The organism is Algoriphagus formosus, from assembly GCF_002807035.1.
In the GTDB taxonomy this organism is placed as follows: Bacteria; Bacteroidota; Bacteroidia; order Cytophagales; family Cyclobacteriaceae; genus Algoriphagus; species Algoriphagus formosus.
Map to the genome: position 1 here is coordinate 1132454 of NZ_NIUC01000001.1, position 18043 is coordinate 1150496.

Here is an 18043-nt window from a genome sequence, read left to right on the forward strand (position 1 = left end):
TTTATCTAGTAATTCGCATGAATTCTAATTCTTCCAGTTCACAAGAAAAAAGAATCCTCCCCATCATCCTAGCTACAGCTATTTTCATGTTGATGCTAGATTCTACCATTTTGAATACCTCATTGCCAGCCATAGCTGAGGATCTCAATGAGTCTCCACTGAATATGCAAAGTGCCATTATCAGCTACGTGCTGACTGTGGCTTTGCTGATGCCGATTAGTGGTTTTATGGCAGACCGATTTGGGACAAAAAAAGTATTTATCGGCGCATTGGCTGTTTTTGCTTTGGGATCACTTTTTTGTTCCCTTTCACAAAACCTCAACCAACTAGTCATTTCAAGAGTCATCCAAGGTGTGGGAGGCAGCATGATGACTCCGGTGGGGAGACTGACATTGATAAAAACCTTCCCACGAAATGAGGTAGTAAGAGCCATGAATTTTGCCATCGTACCTGCTTTAATTGGTCCCATTTTAGGCCCTTTGGTGGGTGGATACATGGTTGATTATTTTTCCTGGCAATGGATTTTTCTGATCAATCTCCCCATTGCCTTTATAGGACTAATTCTCAGTTTGGTTTATTTACCGGATTATCATTCAGAAAATTCAGGTTTTGACTTAAAGGGATTCTTAATATTTGCCGGAGCGACTTTTACTTTATCTGTCTCTCTAGAACTGATGGGAAATGCAGTCCTGACCACTCCACTTCTTTTGGGATTAGTATTGGGATTCCTGCTACTCTATTTCTACTACAGGCATGCACGGAAACGGGTAGAACCCATTTTTCCACTGGACTTATTTCAGGTAAGGACTTTTCGGGTTGGGATCGTAGGAAATCTAATTACTAGATTGGGAATCAGCTCAATCCCTCTTTTACTTCCTTTGATGATCCAAATTGGATATGGGAAATCTGCAGTCATCTCAGGCTGGATGGTGGCTCCTATGGCTGTCACTGCTATGTTGGGAAAGTCTGTCGTGATGGGAATTCTGAATAGACTTGGCTATCGGCAAACCCTGATGATCAATACGCTGATTATTGGAGCATTGATATGCAGCTTAGCTATTCCTGATGTGAAGCATTCTCTGTATTGGCATATACCCATTATTGCAGTATTGGGATTTTTCAATTCTATCCAATTTACTGCGATGAACTCTATAGCCATTGCAGATTTGCGCCCTTACCATACGAGTAGCGGTAATTCTCTCCTCTCTGTCAATCAACAATTGGCAATTGGATTTGGAGTAGCTTTTGGCTTAGTGATTTTAAAGCTTTTCGAAGGAGATACAAGCCTGATTCAGAATGAAATCCACAATGCATTCCGCTATACCTTTTTGGTAATTGGAGGAATGACAATGGTTTCAGCCTTTGTATTTGGAAGACTTCATGTAAGAGATGGTGACAACCTAAAACCGGCTCAATAAAAAGCCCACTTATTCTATCAAAGTGAAAACCATCTGTCTAAACTTCCAATTCGTATCATCTCCATTGCCTGCACCACTTGTTTGCTTGAAAATGAGACCGATTACTTGCTCCTCTGGATCGGCAAAATATTGGGTATTAAAGTAACCACCCCAATCAAACGTTCCTTCACTCCCCAGCCCTCCTCGAGCAACTCCATCCTCAGTGACCACTCCAAAAGCCAGTCCATAGTATTTATCCCCCGACCACAAGTCCCCTACTTGGTTTTTCATGATAGTTTCGATGGTCTTTGAACTCAGAATCCGATTACCATTCAATTCCCCCTGATTTAAATACATCTGAAGAAACTTTGCATAATCAGCCGTGGTGCTCGATAGACCCGCTCCGCCTGAGAAAAATCGTTTTGCTCCTTTCCTAGGGTAATCAGGATCGTAAAAGGTAACCGGGAAAGGCTGCCATTTTCCATCTTGATAAGTATGAACGGTAACTAAGCGCTCTCCCTGAGCATCATTCAGATAAAATCGGGTATCATCCATTCCCAAAGGATCAAAAATCCGCTCTTTAAGAAAAACATCAAAAGGCTGACCGCTGATAATCTCCACAAAATAGCCAAGTACATCCAGGCCTTCGCTATAAGTATATTTTGTCCCAGGGTCATGATGTAGTGGAAGTTTGGCTAGGCGCTTGACACTCTCTTCAATGCTAATATTTTCAGTAGTGAACAGGTCAGTTACACCTGCTTCATGATAGATCATTTTCATCCGTTCATCTCCGTCTATCACTCCATAACCCAAACCTGAAGTGTGGGTGAGTAGATGTCTGATCGTGATCTCCTTGTCCGCAGGCCTTGTAGAAAAAGTAGTATCGCTATATCGAAAACCCGCCAAAACCTGTGGATTTTTGAATTCAGGGATATAGTTGGAAATAGGATCATCTAGCCTAAACTTACCTTCTTCCCATAAAATCATCACTGCTGTGGCGGTAATCGCTTTGGTTTGAGAAGCTATACGAAAAATATGATCTTTTTCCATCATAGTTTTGGAAGCCACGTCAGCGTATCCTTTTGCCTCATGATAGACAAGCTCCCCATCCTTTAAAACCATAGCTACTAATCCTGGAACTTTCTGATTGGCAATCGCATCATCCAGCATGGCATCCAGTTTTTGGACCCTATCGTTTAAGATTCGAGGAACTGATTGGGAGAAAACCAGTAAACTCGAAAAGAAGGCAAAAAGAAAAAGCGTGAAATTCTTCATGTGTTTATTTTTTATTTCAATGCTCAGAACTTATCCCGCACCGATAGCAGAAAGTCAATATTAACATAAGGCATTTGAGTGACTTGTGGATAAAATATTCTTCCCTTAGCCCCCAAAGGCCCAAAACCATATCTGATCTATCCATGCTCAATATATGATCAAATCTTGGTGAATTCGAAAAAAAAGAAATAATAAAGAGCAACCTATCCCAAAGATAATTACGTAATAAGATTAATGATTTCTGGGACTAAATAAAATTTATATGAAAAATCCTGTTATTGTAGCATCCTTAGTTACACTTATGCTTTCCTCCTGTGCTGTAATTAGACAAGGGGAAGTAGGGGTGAAAAGTAAATTTGGGAAATTAAATCCAGCGATTCTGGAAGCCGGAATGACAGGATTTAATCCTTTTACTACTCGAATCATCAAGGTACCAATCCGCACAGTCAATCAGGAAATGCAGCTTAGCCTTCCCAGTAAGGAAGGATTGACAATAGATTCAGAGATTTCTATTCTATATAGCATCGAAAAAAATAAGGTTCCTTTCATCCTAGAGGATGTCGGTCAAAACTATGAGCGAGTGTTAATTATGAACGTGTTTCGCTCGGCGGCAGCAGATATAACATCTCAGTATATGGCCAAAGATATGCATTCAGGCATGCGGTCAGAGATAGAAAACAAGATTCAGGATAGAATGCACGAATCTTTAAGGGATCGAGGTTTTGTGGTGGAAAGAGTTTTGATGAAGAGCATTCAGCTGCCCGAAGAATTAAGCCGTGCTATCGAGCGAAAATTACAAGCAGAGCAAGAGGCTCAGCAAATGGAGTTCATTCTGGAGCGAGAACGCAAGGAGGCTGAAAGAAGAAGGATTGAAGCAGAAGGTACCCGGGCTGCACAAATTATCCTAGCAGAAGGTCTGGTAAGAGAAATTATCGAACTTAGAAGCATAGAAGCCTTTCGAGAGTTAGCGAATTCTCCAAATACAAAAATCATCATTACGGATGGAAAAGCACCGTTTTTGATCAATACACCTCAAGAAAAATAACCAACATCAGATTTATTCTTCTCCAATAAAACTAGAACTTAATACTTGTTGACCAAACTGCATTTTGAAGAACCTTGAAATAAATTTCTCGAAGGATTCTTCTATTTTGAAAGAAGAGATTTTGAAATATGCTCCGCAACCGTCTCCGAGGCAGATTTATTCCCTAGCCTTTCTAAGATTTCATCGTATCCCTGTAGCATCTGCCCTTTATAAACAGGGTTATAAAGAATCCTCTGAAGCTCGGCTTGAATATTTTCAGCCGAAAACTCGCCCTGAATCAACTCTTTCACTACCTCTCTTTCGGCTATAAGGTTGACCAAGGAAATGAATGGAACACGGATCAATTTTTTTCCGATGGCATAGGATATGGGTGATGTTCGGTAAACGACAACTTGCGGAACGCGAAAAAGAGCTGTTTCCAGTGTAGCAGTACCAGAGGTTACTACTGCTGCGGTCGCATGGGATAGCAAATCATAGGTCTGTTTGAAAATCACCTTGATTCCGGCCTTTCTTGCAGGTTCATATAACTCAGAATCCAAGCTATCAACACCTGCCACTACCCATTGAGCATTTGGAAACTTGCTAACCAGGTTTACCATTTCTTGAAGCATCGCACTTATTTCCTGTTTTCTACTTCCTGGAAGAAGTGCAATAATCGGTACATAGCTCAATTCATTTTTTTGAAAAAAGAACTCATGCGGAGTAAACTTCTTTATTTCATCAAAAAGGGGATTCCCTACGTATTCCACATCCATTTCGAAACGCTTAAAAAAGTCAGGTTCAAAAGGCAGAATGCTGTAAATCTGATCGGTGATTGCCTTCAATTTCAGGGCCCGCTTTTGGTTCCAAGCCCATACTTTAGGAGGGATATAATAATGAACGGGAATACCTTTTTCCTTAGCAAAGGCTGCAATTTTCATATTAAAGCCCCCATAGTCAACTAGAATCAAGGCATCAGGTTGAAAAGCATTCAGATCATCCTTCACTAGTTTAAGGTACTTGAGTACTTTCCGAAAGCCTAATACTACTTCCAAAAACCCCATTAAGGCTACTTCTGAATAGTTAACAGCTAAATCTACTCCAGCCTCTTGGGAATAAGTCCCGCCCATTCCTCTAAACTGAATAGTTGTATCGAGCTTGTGCATGGCCCGGACCAAATTCGAGGCATGTAAGTCGCCTGAGCGCTCACCGGAAATGATATAGACTTTTCTCAATAGCTGTAAATAGTAAATTGTAAAAGGTAAGTAGTCTGAGTTAATCGATTATTTCTTAATGAAACAAAATTGATCAGCTTTTGCAATCATTGCATTTAACTTGATGTTTATTGCTTCGCATTTCTCAAGAATATCTTGAACTTCTTTATCAGAAACTAAACCACAATCTGATGCTACTTCAATCCAATGTCTAGTTTCATACTGCTCGGCATTGCTATCTGTTAATTTTGAAATAAAGTGATTTACGTATCTTCTTTTACCCCATGATTCCGCAATCTGTGCACCAACGGACCTAGATGACCTTCGAATTTGATCTGTAAGTGAAAATCGCTCTTCAATTGGAAATTTTTTTAGAAATGAGGAAAACATCTCTTGCAAGCTCTCTTGACGGTTTATAAACATCAAGTTCATAGTAGTTTTTAACAAAGCCCACTTTTACAAAAATTGATTGAAGGAAACCTTAAAATCAGTAAAAACATCAAAAATACCAAGTAGAATTGAAAAACGGGTAGAACCACTCACTATTCACCACTAACTACTTACAAAAAATCAACAAATTCTCTGTGGTAAAACCAAAGTAGAAACCTTACTCTCCTCGATACTCCACGAAGTTCCTCGGGGTTTCGTAAAGTGTCAATTTATGTAAACCTCCCTTGGGAGTGATTTCTTTGATTGCAGGTTCTAATATCTTCCAAAACTCCATGACTAGGATTTCGCATGAAGCCATTTTTCCTTGCATGAAATCCACGTCCATATTTAGGTTTTTATGATCTACTTTATCGATAACCAGCTTTTTGATCAAACTACTCAAATCCTTCAAATCTACCACAAAACCGGTTTCTGGATCAGGAATTCCTTTTACCGTCACAATCAACTCAAAGTTATGTCCATGCCAGTTCACATTGGCACAGGGACCAAAAACCTCAAAATTTTTCTCTTCGGACCAGTTTGGATTCCAAAGTTTATGTGCGGCGTTGAAATGCTCTTTTCTACAAACGTAAATCATCTGAAATAAAATTCGCTGCAAAGGTAGCCAAAAGATCAGAGATAGAAAATCCTCAAAAACACAAAAGCCCCGGTTTTACCCGGGGCTTCTAGGTTGATTTCAAATCGATTAGGCTTCGTTAAGCTTTTGGAAAAAGAGCACCAAGTGATCCTCTCTGGAGAGATTCAATTTGTTGTCTTTTACAATTTGCTTCGCTAAATCCTGATCCTTTTCATTCAAAGATTTGATGATGTTATTTGTCTTGTTTCGAACAGAGTTGACATTGTTATTTGCATCAATCAGATAGAAGTTCTCCTCAAAAACAAACATTCGACCAGCTGTGGGAGCATAGCTATTCTTAGGTGGTGTTACTAAATCGGTAACAAATTTACGAACCAAGGTATACTTTTCTCCCTCAGCAATCACATTGACAAGATCAGTAGCTTTCACTCCATTAATCATATCATAGCCTTTCTTGAAAAGCAATCTTGTCAAAAGCCCTTCTTCAGTATTATTTGCTATCACGATAGAAGGTCTTTCCAGCATGGCGTACTCCACATAAGACTTATTCAAATAAATCTTATTTCCAGCTTCATTGATTACCTCAAGTTCATTTTCATAAATATTGAATCGATAAGCGACATTCTCTTTTAATCCTGCATTACTAAGCGATAAATCTGCTCTAGACCAATCAGCAAATAGGTAGGGAGAACCCTCAACACCGTCATATCCTGATATTCGTGCCGGTGCTCCATTCAAATCAAAGTTTGCAATCTGCGCAAAGCTTGAATTGGCTAAAAAAAGGAACAGAACTACTAATAGTTTTCTCATTGTTTAATTACTTTTTTGTGTAAGGTTAAATTGTTGGTATTGATTTTCAATATGTAAAGTCCCTGTCTAGCAGGAAGGTTCATTACGATTTCAAGTTCATCAGTGTTTTTACCGACCTCAGTCCTACGATATTCTCTTCCTGCCATATCAACTAGGGAAAGAGTCAGCGGACCACGATAGGTATTGGAAACATAAACTTTGACTTTATCATCTGATGGAATAGGTCCTACGAATATTCCAAATCGAGCTAGATCTTGCTCTTGGTTTGGTATCGAAGAAATCACCACCGGATCGGAAACACGGTTGCAAATATCATTAAATATTGCCACCTGGTAAGACCCATCTGACTCAGCATTGATAGACCTGGAAGTTGCGCCTGATATTGCGACTCCATTTAGATACCACTGGTATGCATTTCCGGGTTGCTGAGAGGTTAAGGTCGTCCCATTTGCTACGATCTCCGGTTTTGTCAAATCATTGCTTCCAATTTCAACAGCCTGCTCAAAAACAGTAGATCCATCATCATTTGATATCGTTAAAGTAACTGTGTAAGACCCCGGAGTATCAAATACAAAGAATGGATTTTCCAACTCTGATTCGCCTAAACCACCGAAGTCCCAGCTAAAGTTAGAAATAGCACCTTCACTCAGGTTGTCAAATGTAACTGCAGCACCTGCACAAGGATATTGTACCGTGAAGTTTGCGAAAAGCACATCCTCACAATTTTGAGTCAACCATCCATCCGAATTAGTAATCTCAGCATCCGTACCAAGATTGATAATTGCATCTCCTTCTAGATCAACATTTTCAACGCTTAGATTTTCAAAGCAGTACTTTCGGTAGACATTATGTATGATTTGTCCTTTATTCCCTGCTTGAATCTTCGCCCCTAAGTCAGAAGTGGCATTAGCAGAAATATTCTCCAAAATTGTCAATTTTCCGGAAGGACCTAAGTCAAAGACGGAAGCTTCTCCCAAGGCCAATTCAGATATTGTCAAAACTTCTCGATCTAAAAGAACAGTAGAGTTAGATGCAGTGATTTTGTCTACTCCTGCACTTAACAAGGTCAACTCGCCCGATTGAACGTCCAATTCGGTAATATTCTCAGATGCAAGTTGATTAAACAGCCCGTTCTCTCCCGTAAATATTGCTTTGATATCTGATTTGATGCTTGCTTGTGGTTCAGCAATAAAATCTTCCTCAAAGGTGATTGAGGTAAAGCTACCGTCAATAGAACCAGCACCTACCATCTCTAACAAATTCACCTCCAATGACTCTAATGCTACCTCAAGATTGGCCTCATCGATCCGGACATCTCCTAGCTTTTCCGCTGCAATTAATCTCCAATTTCCTGTATTGAAATTAAGTCCTACATTTTCAAACGCTGTTTGACCAAATTCAATAATCTGTGCATTAGAAAGGTCATTTTCAAAGGTCAATGTACCGTTTCGGATCTCTGTGATTTGATTGCTAACGCGGAATCCGTTGGTCACATTGATATTATTTCCTCCCAGATCAAAAGTCACGACCTGATCTCCGAATAAATTCACACTGAAGGCATTTACCGAAGCAGAAAGATTGACGGCGGTGTTTCCTCCTTCAGTACCTTCAAATACCACACGAGTTCCATTTGAAGGAATCTTTCCGGCTGGACTTCCCTGAGGAGTCAAAGACCAGTTATTACCCTCATTCCAAGAACCTTCCGTCCCACCTATCCAATAAAGCGTTTCTTCAGCTCCATCAATAGTTCCGGCTGTAAATACCATGGAATACTGCTGTACTCCAAACTCAAGTGAATTCTTATGACTTACCCGTACAGTGTAGCGTTTTGCCTCAGGAGCATCGATCAAGACTTGTTCAACATTATCCCTGAAATTATCTTTCGTTCTATCTCCTCGTGCTCCTGCACGCAATGAGGGATCCAAAGACCAAGGAAAAAACTCTTTTCCATCCTCATCAAAAATCCTAAGATCCAAGTCGTTAACGAGCATCAAATCGGTTGGATTATTGGACTGTCCAGGAGGTGAGCCCGCAGGATCAGTCCAAGCTATAGTCACTCGAATGGGGGTGACACCATCAGAGATAAAATCAAATTCCTGTACCTCTCCATCAGCAAGAAGTTCTTCCCTGATAAATTGTGAAGAACCGTCTTCGTTTAAAACAATTTTAGCTGCAGCATTTACATCCAGGAGCCCCCAGCCAAACATATAATCTGGCCCTGGAGCTGGACCAGCCTCCTTTGCGGTATGAATAGCCAAAGCTTTCAAGGCAGAAGAGAGCATAAATCTCCCTGAGTTTCGCTCTGAGTACAATTGCTGAAGCAAAAACATTGACCCAGTTGCATTAGGTGCAGCCATAGACGTTCCGCTTTGGCTTGCATAACTATCCCCTCCTTGAGGACCGATGGAAGCACTAAATACATTGACGCCCATGGCCACCAAGTCTGGCTTAATCCTACCATCATCTACAGGACCCCAAGAAGAAAATCCACTCATTTGTACATCTTGAGGAGACTTGTAATCGAGTACTCGCTCTACCGCCCCAATCGCAAAATTATTCTTTGCGACACCTTCAGGACCGATAGTATCATCTGGGCCGTCTGGATCACGGGTACCGTCTCCTACGTCATCTCTATCATTTCCTGCTGACCAAACTACAGAGTAGTAAGGTTTAGTAAAAAGTAATTCATCTATTGCCTGACTCTTGGTGGAATAAAATCCAAATCTCCAATCCTTGTCAGGATCAACATTAGCGTTGCCAAACCAAGTCCAAGACCCTCCATTACTTCTCCAGCCAAGGACAATACCATAGGAATGATTAGAAATCAGCATTCCATTGGGCTTGGTGGCAGGGTCATAAGCATTTGCATTCATCTTGGAAATGTCTGCGTCCCAGTTAAAAGACCATCCTGTGGCTTCATAGGCCATTCCCTTTGCTTGAGAGTTAGCTCCCCCTCCCATTACCGTACCACTTACGTGAGTTGCATGCGTACTGAGATCTTCTGAGGATCCATCAATTTGTGTTAATCTACCTCCAAATTCAACATGGTCAGGCTTTGGTCGTGTCTGATCAAAAACACCGACCGTCAGCCCTTTTCCTGTCAGATTTAAACCCAAATCTCCACCGGGTTGAAGGTGAACAGCACCCGTGGTTATGGCTGCATTTGTATTATGTGGGGCATATAGCACTGGAGCCCCTGATTCATCCAAATATTGAATCTTAGAAGTAAAACCATCCTCAAGAACAAGCATTCCATCTGCATTCAGGTAGCTGAACTTTTGAGAAATATTAGGTTGCGGTATATAGCGCAGTTTATCTAGTCTTTGTTGAAGACTGGATTTTACAGTTTCTCTTGCTTTTTGAAGTAGGGCTTCTTTGCTCTTATTGTCTTGAGCGCTAATCTGCGAACCAAGTGCTATTACAAAGGCACAGGTTAATAGGGTAATTTTTCTCCTCATACTTATTCAAACTTCCACTCTTACACTTGGGTTTAATTCTCAATTATTTTTTTGAAAATAATTAGCTAAAAATAAAACATAGTCATCAATAAGTCTTAAAACTTTTGATGAATTGCACTTTTAAAACAAAAAAAGGAGGGTTTCCCCTCCTTTTTCATGTTAAAGGTTGTGAATTAATCTTTCACCAAGACCGTAGTACCATCGATGTTGTTGTTTGGATCACTCCAATAAACTGTCATCGTGTTAGTAGCTGGATCAAATGCTCCAACTAAAGGCTCTACTCTTGGCGCAGAAATATTGAATTCTCTCTGACCAGGTCTTAAGAAGGTCAAGGCATTACAGTTGTCTCCGTAGATCGCCTGCTGAACGGTACCGAAGCCAAAGGCTGCGTAAAGACCAGCAGAAATATCAGAAACCACATACTCGCCAATCGCTCCATCTACAGGAGTTACAGTCACGGTTGAAGTAAATGTACCAAATCGTGAATCACTAGTAGCAGTCCAAGTATCAGCAGCTGTGGAAATATTAGACTCACATATTACATTAATATTTAAATCCAATGTTCCATAGTTATCTGAAACCTCAGCACCTGTAGCTGACTCCATAACCAATCCTAATACTGGTGATTCAGAAGGATCTATGTTTCCAGTAAGAATGGTGACTGGGAAAGTCGCTATAAACTCCCCGGCAGGGATAGTCACGGTAGTACCAGTAAAATCTACATGTACACCTTGTACTGCAGTAGAAGCAGGGTCAACACCAATGGTGATGTTGATTGCACTAGATGCATCAGTGGAAACACGATTGACTTGAATATCAAATTGATCGGTTTGCTCTGCATTTCTTCTCACCTGAGTGGTGGTTAGACCATTTGGTAGATTACCAGCATTGAATTCCACCTCATTGCCTGAAAAGAATACATCTCTCCCCGGATCGTCGAAGCAGGAAGTCATTACCACTGCGGCAAGGACAACTGCTAGATAGTTATATATCTTTCTCATGATTGATTTCTGTTTTTTAGTTATAACCAGGGTTCTGCTCCAACTGATCATTCAACAATAGTTCACCTGTTGGGAGCGGCGGCAACAATCTGTAGTCTTCGTAAGGAATAGTCTCAAATCGACCAGCTTTTGTAATTGGCAAACCATTACGCTTAAGATCAAACCATCTGTGACCTTCCAATGCAAATTCTTGCCTACGCTCTAACATAATTGCTTCAAACAAAGCCTGTCCAGATGCTGAAATCGGAAATTCCTCGAGACCACGATTTGCTCGAAGTGCATTTAGATCAGCTCTTGCACCTGCCTCATCACCAGTTCTGTATCGAGCCTCTGCACGAATCAAGTACATTTCTGCTGCACGAATTAGAGGTAGGTTCTCTAAGAAATCTCCTTTGTGCCCCAACCACTTAGCAGAACGATAAACAGTCTCATCAGAACCTGTACGAGTAGTCTCTACCCATGCGTCTCTTCTTACATCATTCTCATCATAAGATTCGATTAATTCATCAGTCGCAGTTGCGATGAACTGAGCTGAGGCAAACACATTTGCTGTCAAAGAAGATACTGAGTTGTTAACACCATCCACTGTAGACCAGTCATTTGCTCTGATTTCTACTTCGAAAAGAGATTCTGGATTTGGAGCTGTGGAGAAACCTGCGATGTAATTTTCAGGAGTCGCAAGGCCAGTACCATCATCCGCTAGGCCAAAGGAAGCCATAGCTGCGGAAGCAGATGCAGCTGCCTCAGCAAACTTGGAGTCATACAAATAAACTCTTGCCAATAAGGCTTGAGCTGCACCACGGTTAGCACGGTATACATTTGCAGAACCCAAAGAGGCATTAGGTAATAGATTAATAGCTGCCTGTAAATCCGCGATTACTTGATCGTAAACCTGACGGTTTGTAGCACGAGCTCTGAAATCTGCATTTGAGAAACCTAGGGTAGGCTCTGTTCTCAAGATAACTGCCTTATCCCAGCCATTCACCTCTTTACCTGGCTCATATCCGTAAATTCGAGCCATGTCGAAATACATCAAAGCACGGAGGAAGTGAGCTTCACCTTTTACCCGCTGACGCTGAGCAGCATCTCCTGGGATCGCTTCTTCATCATCAATCTGTGAAAGAACGATATTCGTGGTATTAATTCCTGACCACATACCACCATTCCAGATTCCCATGTGAGCTCGGTCTGTATTTTGTTCCTGACCGATATATCGACCTGTATTGGCGATGATTCTAAGATTATCTGCCATGATTTCGGGAGCAATAATTAATTGCTGTCCGTATCTATTGAAGTCCCTTAGGGTACCATAAGCTGTTAACCCTAAAGCCTCCATTCCATCTACATCAGCAAAGGCAGTCTCTGGTGTCAAACTTTGCCTTGGCTGTGTTTCTAGATCTGTACAGGATGCTGCTAAAATAGCCCCACCCAATACCATTGTTTTTACTATATTTTTCATATCTGATTTCGAATTAGAAGGTTAGCGTTACACCTGCCGAAAACTGTCTAGCATTTGGGAAACGTCCGATAGAAACGTTCTCTGCAATACCTACCGCTTCTGGATCCTGTCCAGTGTACTTAGTAAATGTTGCCAAGTTCAATCCTTGAACGAATGCGCTCAAACCTTGCATACCGATCTTCTGAGCTGCAGAAGAAGGAAGTACATAGTTCAATGTAACCTGCTTCAATCTCACATAGCTACCATCACTCAAGAATCGAGTAGAGAAAGTGTCAATGTTTGACTCACCTGGAGCCTGACCACCTTCATATGGACGACCTACTGTAGTGATATCCCCTGGCTGTCTCCAGTAATCCAGTTGGTTAACTCTCAAGTTACCTTGAGAAGCACCCCAGTCTTCAAGATTGAACATATCTTGGTTACCTGCCAAGTTTCCAAACTGTCCTTGGAAGAATACTTCCAATGAAAGCGGACCGTAAGAGAAGGTATTGGCCAAACCACCGTAGCTACCTGGGAATCCACTTCCTCTGTAACCTAGTGTTGATTCACCTACGATGTAAGTGTATCCACCATTTCCGTCGTCATACATAGCACGACCATTTGCCGGGTTTACACCTAAATACTGATGAGTATACCAGAAAGAGATTGGTCTGCCTACAATAAGGTTATTTCCAAGTCTGTCTAGCCCATCATAAAGTTCAAGAAGTTCGTTCTCCAAGAAAGTAATGTTGAATGCCGTGCTCCACTGGAACTTACCTGCTACGACGTTTACAGTCTGCAAGTCAATATCGATACCTTGGTTTCTCAACTTACCAGTGTTTCTGGTAATTCCTCCAAATCCAGAGTCAATTGGAAGTGGCGTGTTGAAAAGAAGGGCTTCAGAATCTCTTCTCCAGAAGTCAACAGTACCAATGATTCGGCCATTGAACAATGTCCAATCCAAACCAATATTGGTAGTTACTGACTCTTCCCATGTCAACAAGTCGTTACCCAACTGAGAAAGACCTAAAGTACCAAATCCAAGATACTGTCCAGTATTTCCAACTAGAGTTCTGGATGCAAAGTTGGCAATGTTTGAGTTACCAGTCACACCAAATGATGCACGTAGTCTCAAGTTATCCAACCAAGTCAAGTCTTGCATAAAGCTCTCAGATGAAATTCTCCATCCAACAGAAGCCGCACCGAAAGTACCCCACTGATTCTGAGCACCGAATCGAGAGTGACCATCTCTACGTACTGTAAAGTCAGCAGTATATCTGTCATCGTAGTCATACTTAACCTGACCAAAGAAACCAACACGCTTAAATTCAGTGAAGAAGCCACCTACTCCAAATGGAGTTGCAGCATTTTGAAGATATCTCAAGGTAGGATTAGCAAATCCACGACCTGTAGCTGTAGTCTCTTCAGTTTGGAATCCTTTGTATTCGTAACCTAACAAACCTGTAACAGTGTGCACATCATTGAATTTCTTGTTGAAGTTCAAGTTATGGTTTGTGTTGAAGTTGTTGGTTCTTCTATCCGCATAGAAAGACTGACCTCCGTAAGAAGAGAATACTGGGATAGTAGATGGACGGTTGTTTTCGTCTCTGTTATCAGCAAAGTCAATACCGAAGTAAGAAGTCCAAGACAACCAAGGAGTGATTTGATAGTTCAACTGCAAATTAGAAACAGTCTGAACGGAAGTACCTCTTCTCAATTCTTCATAAACACCTTGAACGATGTTATATCCGAAGTTGTGGTTTGAAGGATAATCAGCTTTGAAAGATCCATCTTCATTGTAAATCGGAACATTTGGACGCATGGTGAAACCAGCTGAGAATGGACCGTTTACGAAGTTACCATTGGCAATCGTACCGAATGTTCTCTGGTATGCCAAAGACAAGTTTGCTGCGATTGTCAACTTCTTGTTTGGTCTGTGAGTCACATTCAAACGACCAGTAGCTCTTTGATAGTCAGACTGGATAATTTGTCCTTCTTGATCAGTGTATGATCCAGAAAGATAGAATTGAGTCTTTTCGTCACCACCTGAAACCGCTAGGTCATAAACAGACAGACGAGCATTTCTATACAATTCGTCTACCCAATCGTATGATTGCAAATTTGGATCCTCAGGATCACCGAAAGTAGCAGCTGCACTAGCAGGGTTCAAACCAGCATTGATAAAGGCTTGTCTTTTGATGCCTGCAAGTTGTCTTGCGTCCATTACTTCATAAAGGTTCAATGGCTGCACAATACCTTCCTGTACTGTTACTTTGGTTTGTGTAGCTCCTCTTTTACCTTTTTTGGTAGTAATCAAAACTACACCGTTTGCTGCTTGAGCTCCATAAATGGAAGCTGCTGCTGCATCCTTCAATACCTCAATAGACTCGATGTCATTAGGGTTAATAGATGCCAATGCGTTTTGAGATCCTTGTCCTGAAAGTGAACCAGTTCCTAATTGCACACCATCAACGATGTAAAGCGGCTCGTTACCAGCGTTCACTGATCCAACACCACGAATACGTACGTTAAGTGTACTACCTGGAGCTCCAGAAGTTGATGTTACCTGTACACCAGCGATACGACCTTGCATCGCACGGTCGAATGATTGTACCGGAAGGTTTTCGAATACCTCTCCTTTTACAGAGGCAATCGCACCGGTAATTTCTCTTTTAGATTGGTCACCATAAGAGGTGATCACAAACTCTGATAGGGCCTGAACATCTGGATCCATCACCACATTGATAGTGGTTTGGTTTCCAATGGTCACTTCCTGTTGTCTTAAGCCTACAAAGCTAAAGACCAATACATTGCTTCCGGCAGGGACGGAGATGGAGAAATTACCATCTAAATCGGTAGCTGTACCGATTGTCGTTCCCTTCACCAGAACAGTCGCACCTGGTACTCCTAAGTTATCCTCCGAAGAGGTAACCGTACCAGTGATCACGCGATTTTGAGCAAACACCACAGCGCTGCCCAAGAATAGCATGAGTCCTAGAAGTAAAACTTTCCTCATATTTGGTTTGATTATGGTTTAAAATAGACTCAATGATATTCGATATCTTTGAATATCCCAAGAGCATTACTTAGAAAAATCATAATTGTTTTAGTAAAAAGACCAATGGTAAATATGGTCAAGACTCCTTAAACCAGAATAAAATTTTAAATTACCGTTGATATTAACAGGTGATCAAAATATTGTTTTTGTTATCCTCATGTTAACAAAAGTTAATTTCCCAAATCAGCCTGCTAAAAAAGTTTAAAAAATCTTTGAAAAACCAGCTCATCAATTCTTTATTCTTCAAAAGAATTATTTTACAGAATTTTATTATAAAATATTGGTAATTATATCTTTTTACTCATGTTTTTATACACTTTTATAAAACTTTTAAAAATGTATTTTAATACTCTAAAAATGTAAAATAGGTTTTTTTATTTATTACAAAATAAAATTCTAGGAATAACTCGTAAGAAAACTATAGAATCCGTATTGTAATCCTACGGTTTAGTGCCTGATTTTTTGAATTGGTATTTGGAACCATCGGCTCACGATCTCCTTTTCCCTCTACCATCGCCCTTCCTGACAATACACCATGCTCTACAAGGTAATCTCGAACACTCTCTGCCCTTTGCAAACTTAGCTTCTGATTATAGGCGGAGCTTCCGACATTATCCGTGTGCCCTGTGATCATGATGTTTACATTAGGGTTCTCATCTAAAAACTTCACCAATCGACGTAAGGAACTCAAAGATTCGGGTTTGAGATCAAATTTATCGAAGTCAAAAAATATGTTTTCGAAAACAAACTCTTCTCCTGATTCGACCGGTGTGAGGGAAATTTCCATATCCTCTACATTCTGAAGACTATCTCGCTGCACATTATATATTTTGGGCAAATAGCCCTTTTTTTCTACATAAAGACCTGAAATAGACTTCTCAGGATAAAGCATCATGAATTCCCCGGTTTTACCATCGGCGCGAAACTCGTAAAGCGTACTATCATTAGTCAATGAGACCAAAGACAAAGTCGCATCGATAGGCTCGCCTGTTTTGGAATTAAAGACTTTTCCGCCCGTTACGGTGAGATTATCACCCAGATAAATCTCTTTTGGGAAATTAAAGCGGTAAAGCAATGCCCTGTCATTATCACTTTCTTTTGAAGTCAACTCTGTAAAGTAGGCATAGTCTTTCTGAGCCGTGATAAATAAGGCAACTTGCTCCAATTGATCGTTGATGGGTAAACCAAGATTTTCTGGCTCTGAAAATTCTCCATCCTTAACTCTCGAAAGAAAAATATCCATCCCACCAAATCCTTGATGGCCATTGGATGCAAAGAATAGGATCTCATTATTAAAAAACATAAAAGGCGATATCTCATCTTTGGGAGTATTGATCACTTCCCCTAGATTTTTGGCCTCCGACCAAGATCCATCGCTCATTCTTACCGAGTACCAAATATCATTTCCTCCAAAGCCTCCTCTCCTATTCGAAGAAAAAAACAAGACCCGACCATCAGCCGAAAGGGAAGGTTGAGAGTCCCAGGATCGGGAGTTGACATTTTTACCCATGTTTTGAGGACGCTGCCATCGATCATTGACTTTGTAGGCCACATATAAATCACAGCTTCCCTGAGAGTCTGGCGCATCACAGGAAGTGTAAATTAATATATTTCCATCGGCAGTGACCGAGCAAGTCCCTTCATTAAAGCCTGAGTTGATATTATCTGAAATTCCTACTGGTAGGGACCACTCTCCACTTTCATTTAAAAAAGAGGTAAAAATATCTTCCTTGTCAAAATTGCCAGTACCGTCTCGCTTGGTAAATAAAATTTGCTTCCCATCGGCAGTGAGTACAGGGAAATATTGCAGTTTAAACCGATTCAACGGGTCTGAAAGCATCTCTTTGCCAATGGACATTTCTTTCCCGAGTTGCCCCTTGAGAAATTCCATCTGGGCTTTCATTTCCTTATAGTACATATGAGACCGGAATGAATCATCCAGCAAAGGGTCAACCTCCATGAATTGATCGTATGCTTTCTGGAACTCACCTTTCTTCAAATAAATGTTTGAATAGACCCAACCGATATCAGCAGCATGCTTAGGTTTGGCGTTTTTACCAGCCAGTCTACTCTTTCCTTTTGCTGCAGTTTGTTCTGCCAACTCTAAATCCCCCAAAGTAATGTAGAGCTGCGAAAGCTTGACATAGGCCTCCAAAAAAGATCCTTCCCGATTGATGGCATCCTGAAATCGGGCTATGGCTTCAGGATATTTTCTCTCCAATATCAGTTGCTCTCCTTCTTTGTAAAATTTAATCGCCCTTCCGTCAATGATCGAAAACTCCTGACCAAAGGCAGTAGCATTAATCATAAACATTGCAAAAAGGATAAGAAGAGGGCGCAT

General features: G+C 40.9%; 12 protein-coding genes. 2 read left to right on the forward strand and 10 right to left on the reverse strand.

The window, feature by feature from the left end; genetic code table 11:
* The first annotated feature begins 17 nt into the window (after positions 1–17).
* Positions 18–1418 carry an MFS transporter gene (locus CDH51_RS05005; RefSeq protein ID WP_100627514.1) on the forward strand — a complete coding sequence of 467 codons (1401 nt, stop codon included), beginning with the start codon at positions 18–20 and terminating at the stop codon, positions 1416–1418.
* A 9-nt stretch (positions 1419–1427) separates the two neighbouring features.
* On the opposite strand, the gene CDH51_RS05010 is transcribed toward CDH51_RS05005, so the two are convergent.
* Complete coding sequence (locus CDH51_RS05010) at positions 1428–2672, reverse strand: serine hydrolase domain-containing protein (protein WP_100627515.1); 1245 nt, start codon at positions 2670–2672, stop codon at positions 1428–1430.
* Positions 2673–2934: 262 nt separating this feature from the next.
* Between CDH51_RS05010 and CDH51_RS05015 the strand changes: the two genes are divergently transcribed.
* Positions 2935–3717 (forward strand): prohibitin family protein, encoded by a 783-nt coding sequence (locus CDH51_RS05015; protein WP_100627516.1) that lies wholly within the window; start codon positions 2935–2937, stop codon positions 3715–3717.
* Between the two features lie 101 nt (positions 3718–3818).
* Here CDH51_RS05015 and lpxB read toward each other — a convergent pair whose 3' ends face one another.
* The 9 genes from lpxB to CDH51_RS05060 all read right to left on the reverse strand — a co-directional run bounded on the left by lpxB (position 3819) and on the right by CDH51_RS05060 (position 18043).
* Positions 3819–4931: a lipid-A-disaccharide synthase gene (gene lpxB / locus CDH51_RS05020; protein WP_100627517.1), complete on the reverse strand. Its 1113-nt coding sequence runs from the start codon at positions 4929–4931 to the stop codon at positions 3819–3821.
* Between the two features lie 48 nt (positions 4932–4979).
* A complete protein-coding gene (locus tag CDH51_RS05025) occupies positions 4980–5342 on the reverse strand; it encodes a four helix bundle protein (protein ID WP_232724748.1) in 363 nt (120 codons plus the stop codon).
* A 175-nt stretch (positions 5343–5517) separates the two neighbouring features.
* The gene (locus CDH51_RS05030) at positions 5518–5937 is read right to left on the reverse strand and encodes a 6-pyruvoyl trahydropterin synthase family protein (RefSeq protein ID WP_024281785.1); all 420 of its coding nucleotides are present in this window, start codon (positions 5935–5937) and stop codon (positions 5518–5520) included.
* A gap of 108 nt (positions 5938–6045) precedes the next feature.
* A complete protein-coding gene (locus CDH51_RS05035; RefSeq protein ID WP_100627518.1) occupies positions 6046–6747 on the reverse strand; it encodes a hypothetical protein in 702 nt (233 codons plus the stop codon).
* Positions 6744–10205 (reverse strand): S8 family serine peptidase, encoded by a 3462-nt coding sequence (locus tag CDH51_RS05040; protein ID WP_100627519.1) that lies wholly within the window; start codon positions 10203–10205, stop codon positions 6744–6746. The genes CDH51_RS05035 and CDH51_RS05040 overlap by 4 nt, the downstream gene beginning before the upstream one ends.
* 173 nt (positions 10206–10378) lie before the next feature.
* On the reverse strand, positions 10379–11206 hold the full coding sequence (locus CDH51_RS05045) for a hypothetical protein (protein WP_157807043.1): 828 nt from the start codon (positions 11204–11206) through the stop codon (positions 10379–10381).
* 16 nt (positions 11207–11222) lie between these two features.
* Positions 11223–12665 carry a RagB/SusD family nutrient uptake outer membrane protein gene (locus CDH51_RS05050; protein WP_100627521.1) on the reverse strand — a complete coding sequence of 481 codons (1443 nt, stop codon included), beginning with the start codon at positions 12663–12665 and terminating at the stop codon, positions 11223–11225.
* A 13-nt stretch (positions 12666–12678) separates the two neighbouring features.
* Complete coding sequence (locus tag CDH51_RS05055) at positions 12679–15660, reverse strand: SusC/RagA family TonB-linked outer membrane protein (protein ID WP_100627522.1); 2982 nt, start codon at positions 15658–15660, stop codon at positions 12679–12681.
* Between the two features lie 460 nt (positions 15661–16120).
* Entirely contained in the window at positions 16121–18043 is a 1923-nt protein-coding gene (locus tag CDH51_RS05060; protein ID WP_100627523.1) for an OmpA family protein, read from the reverse strand.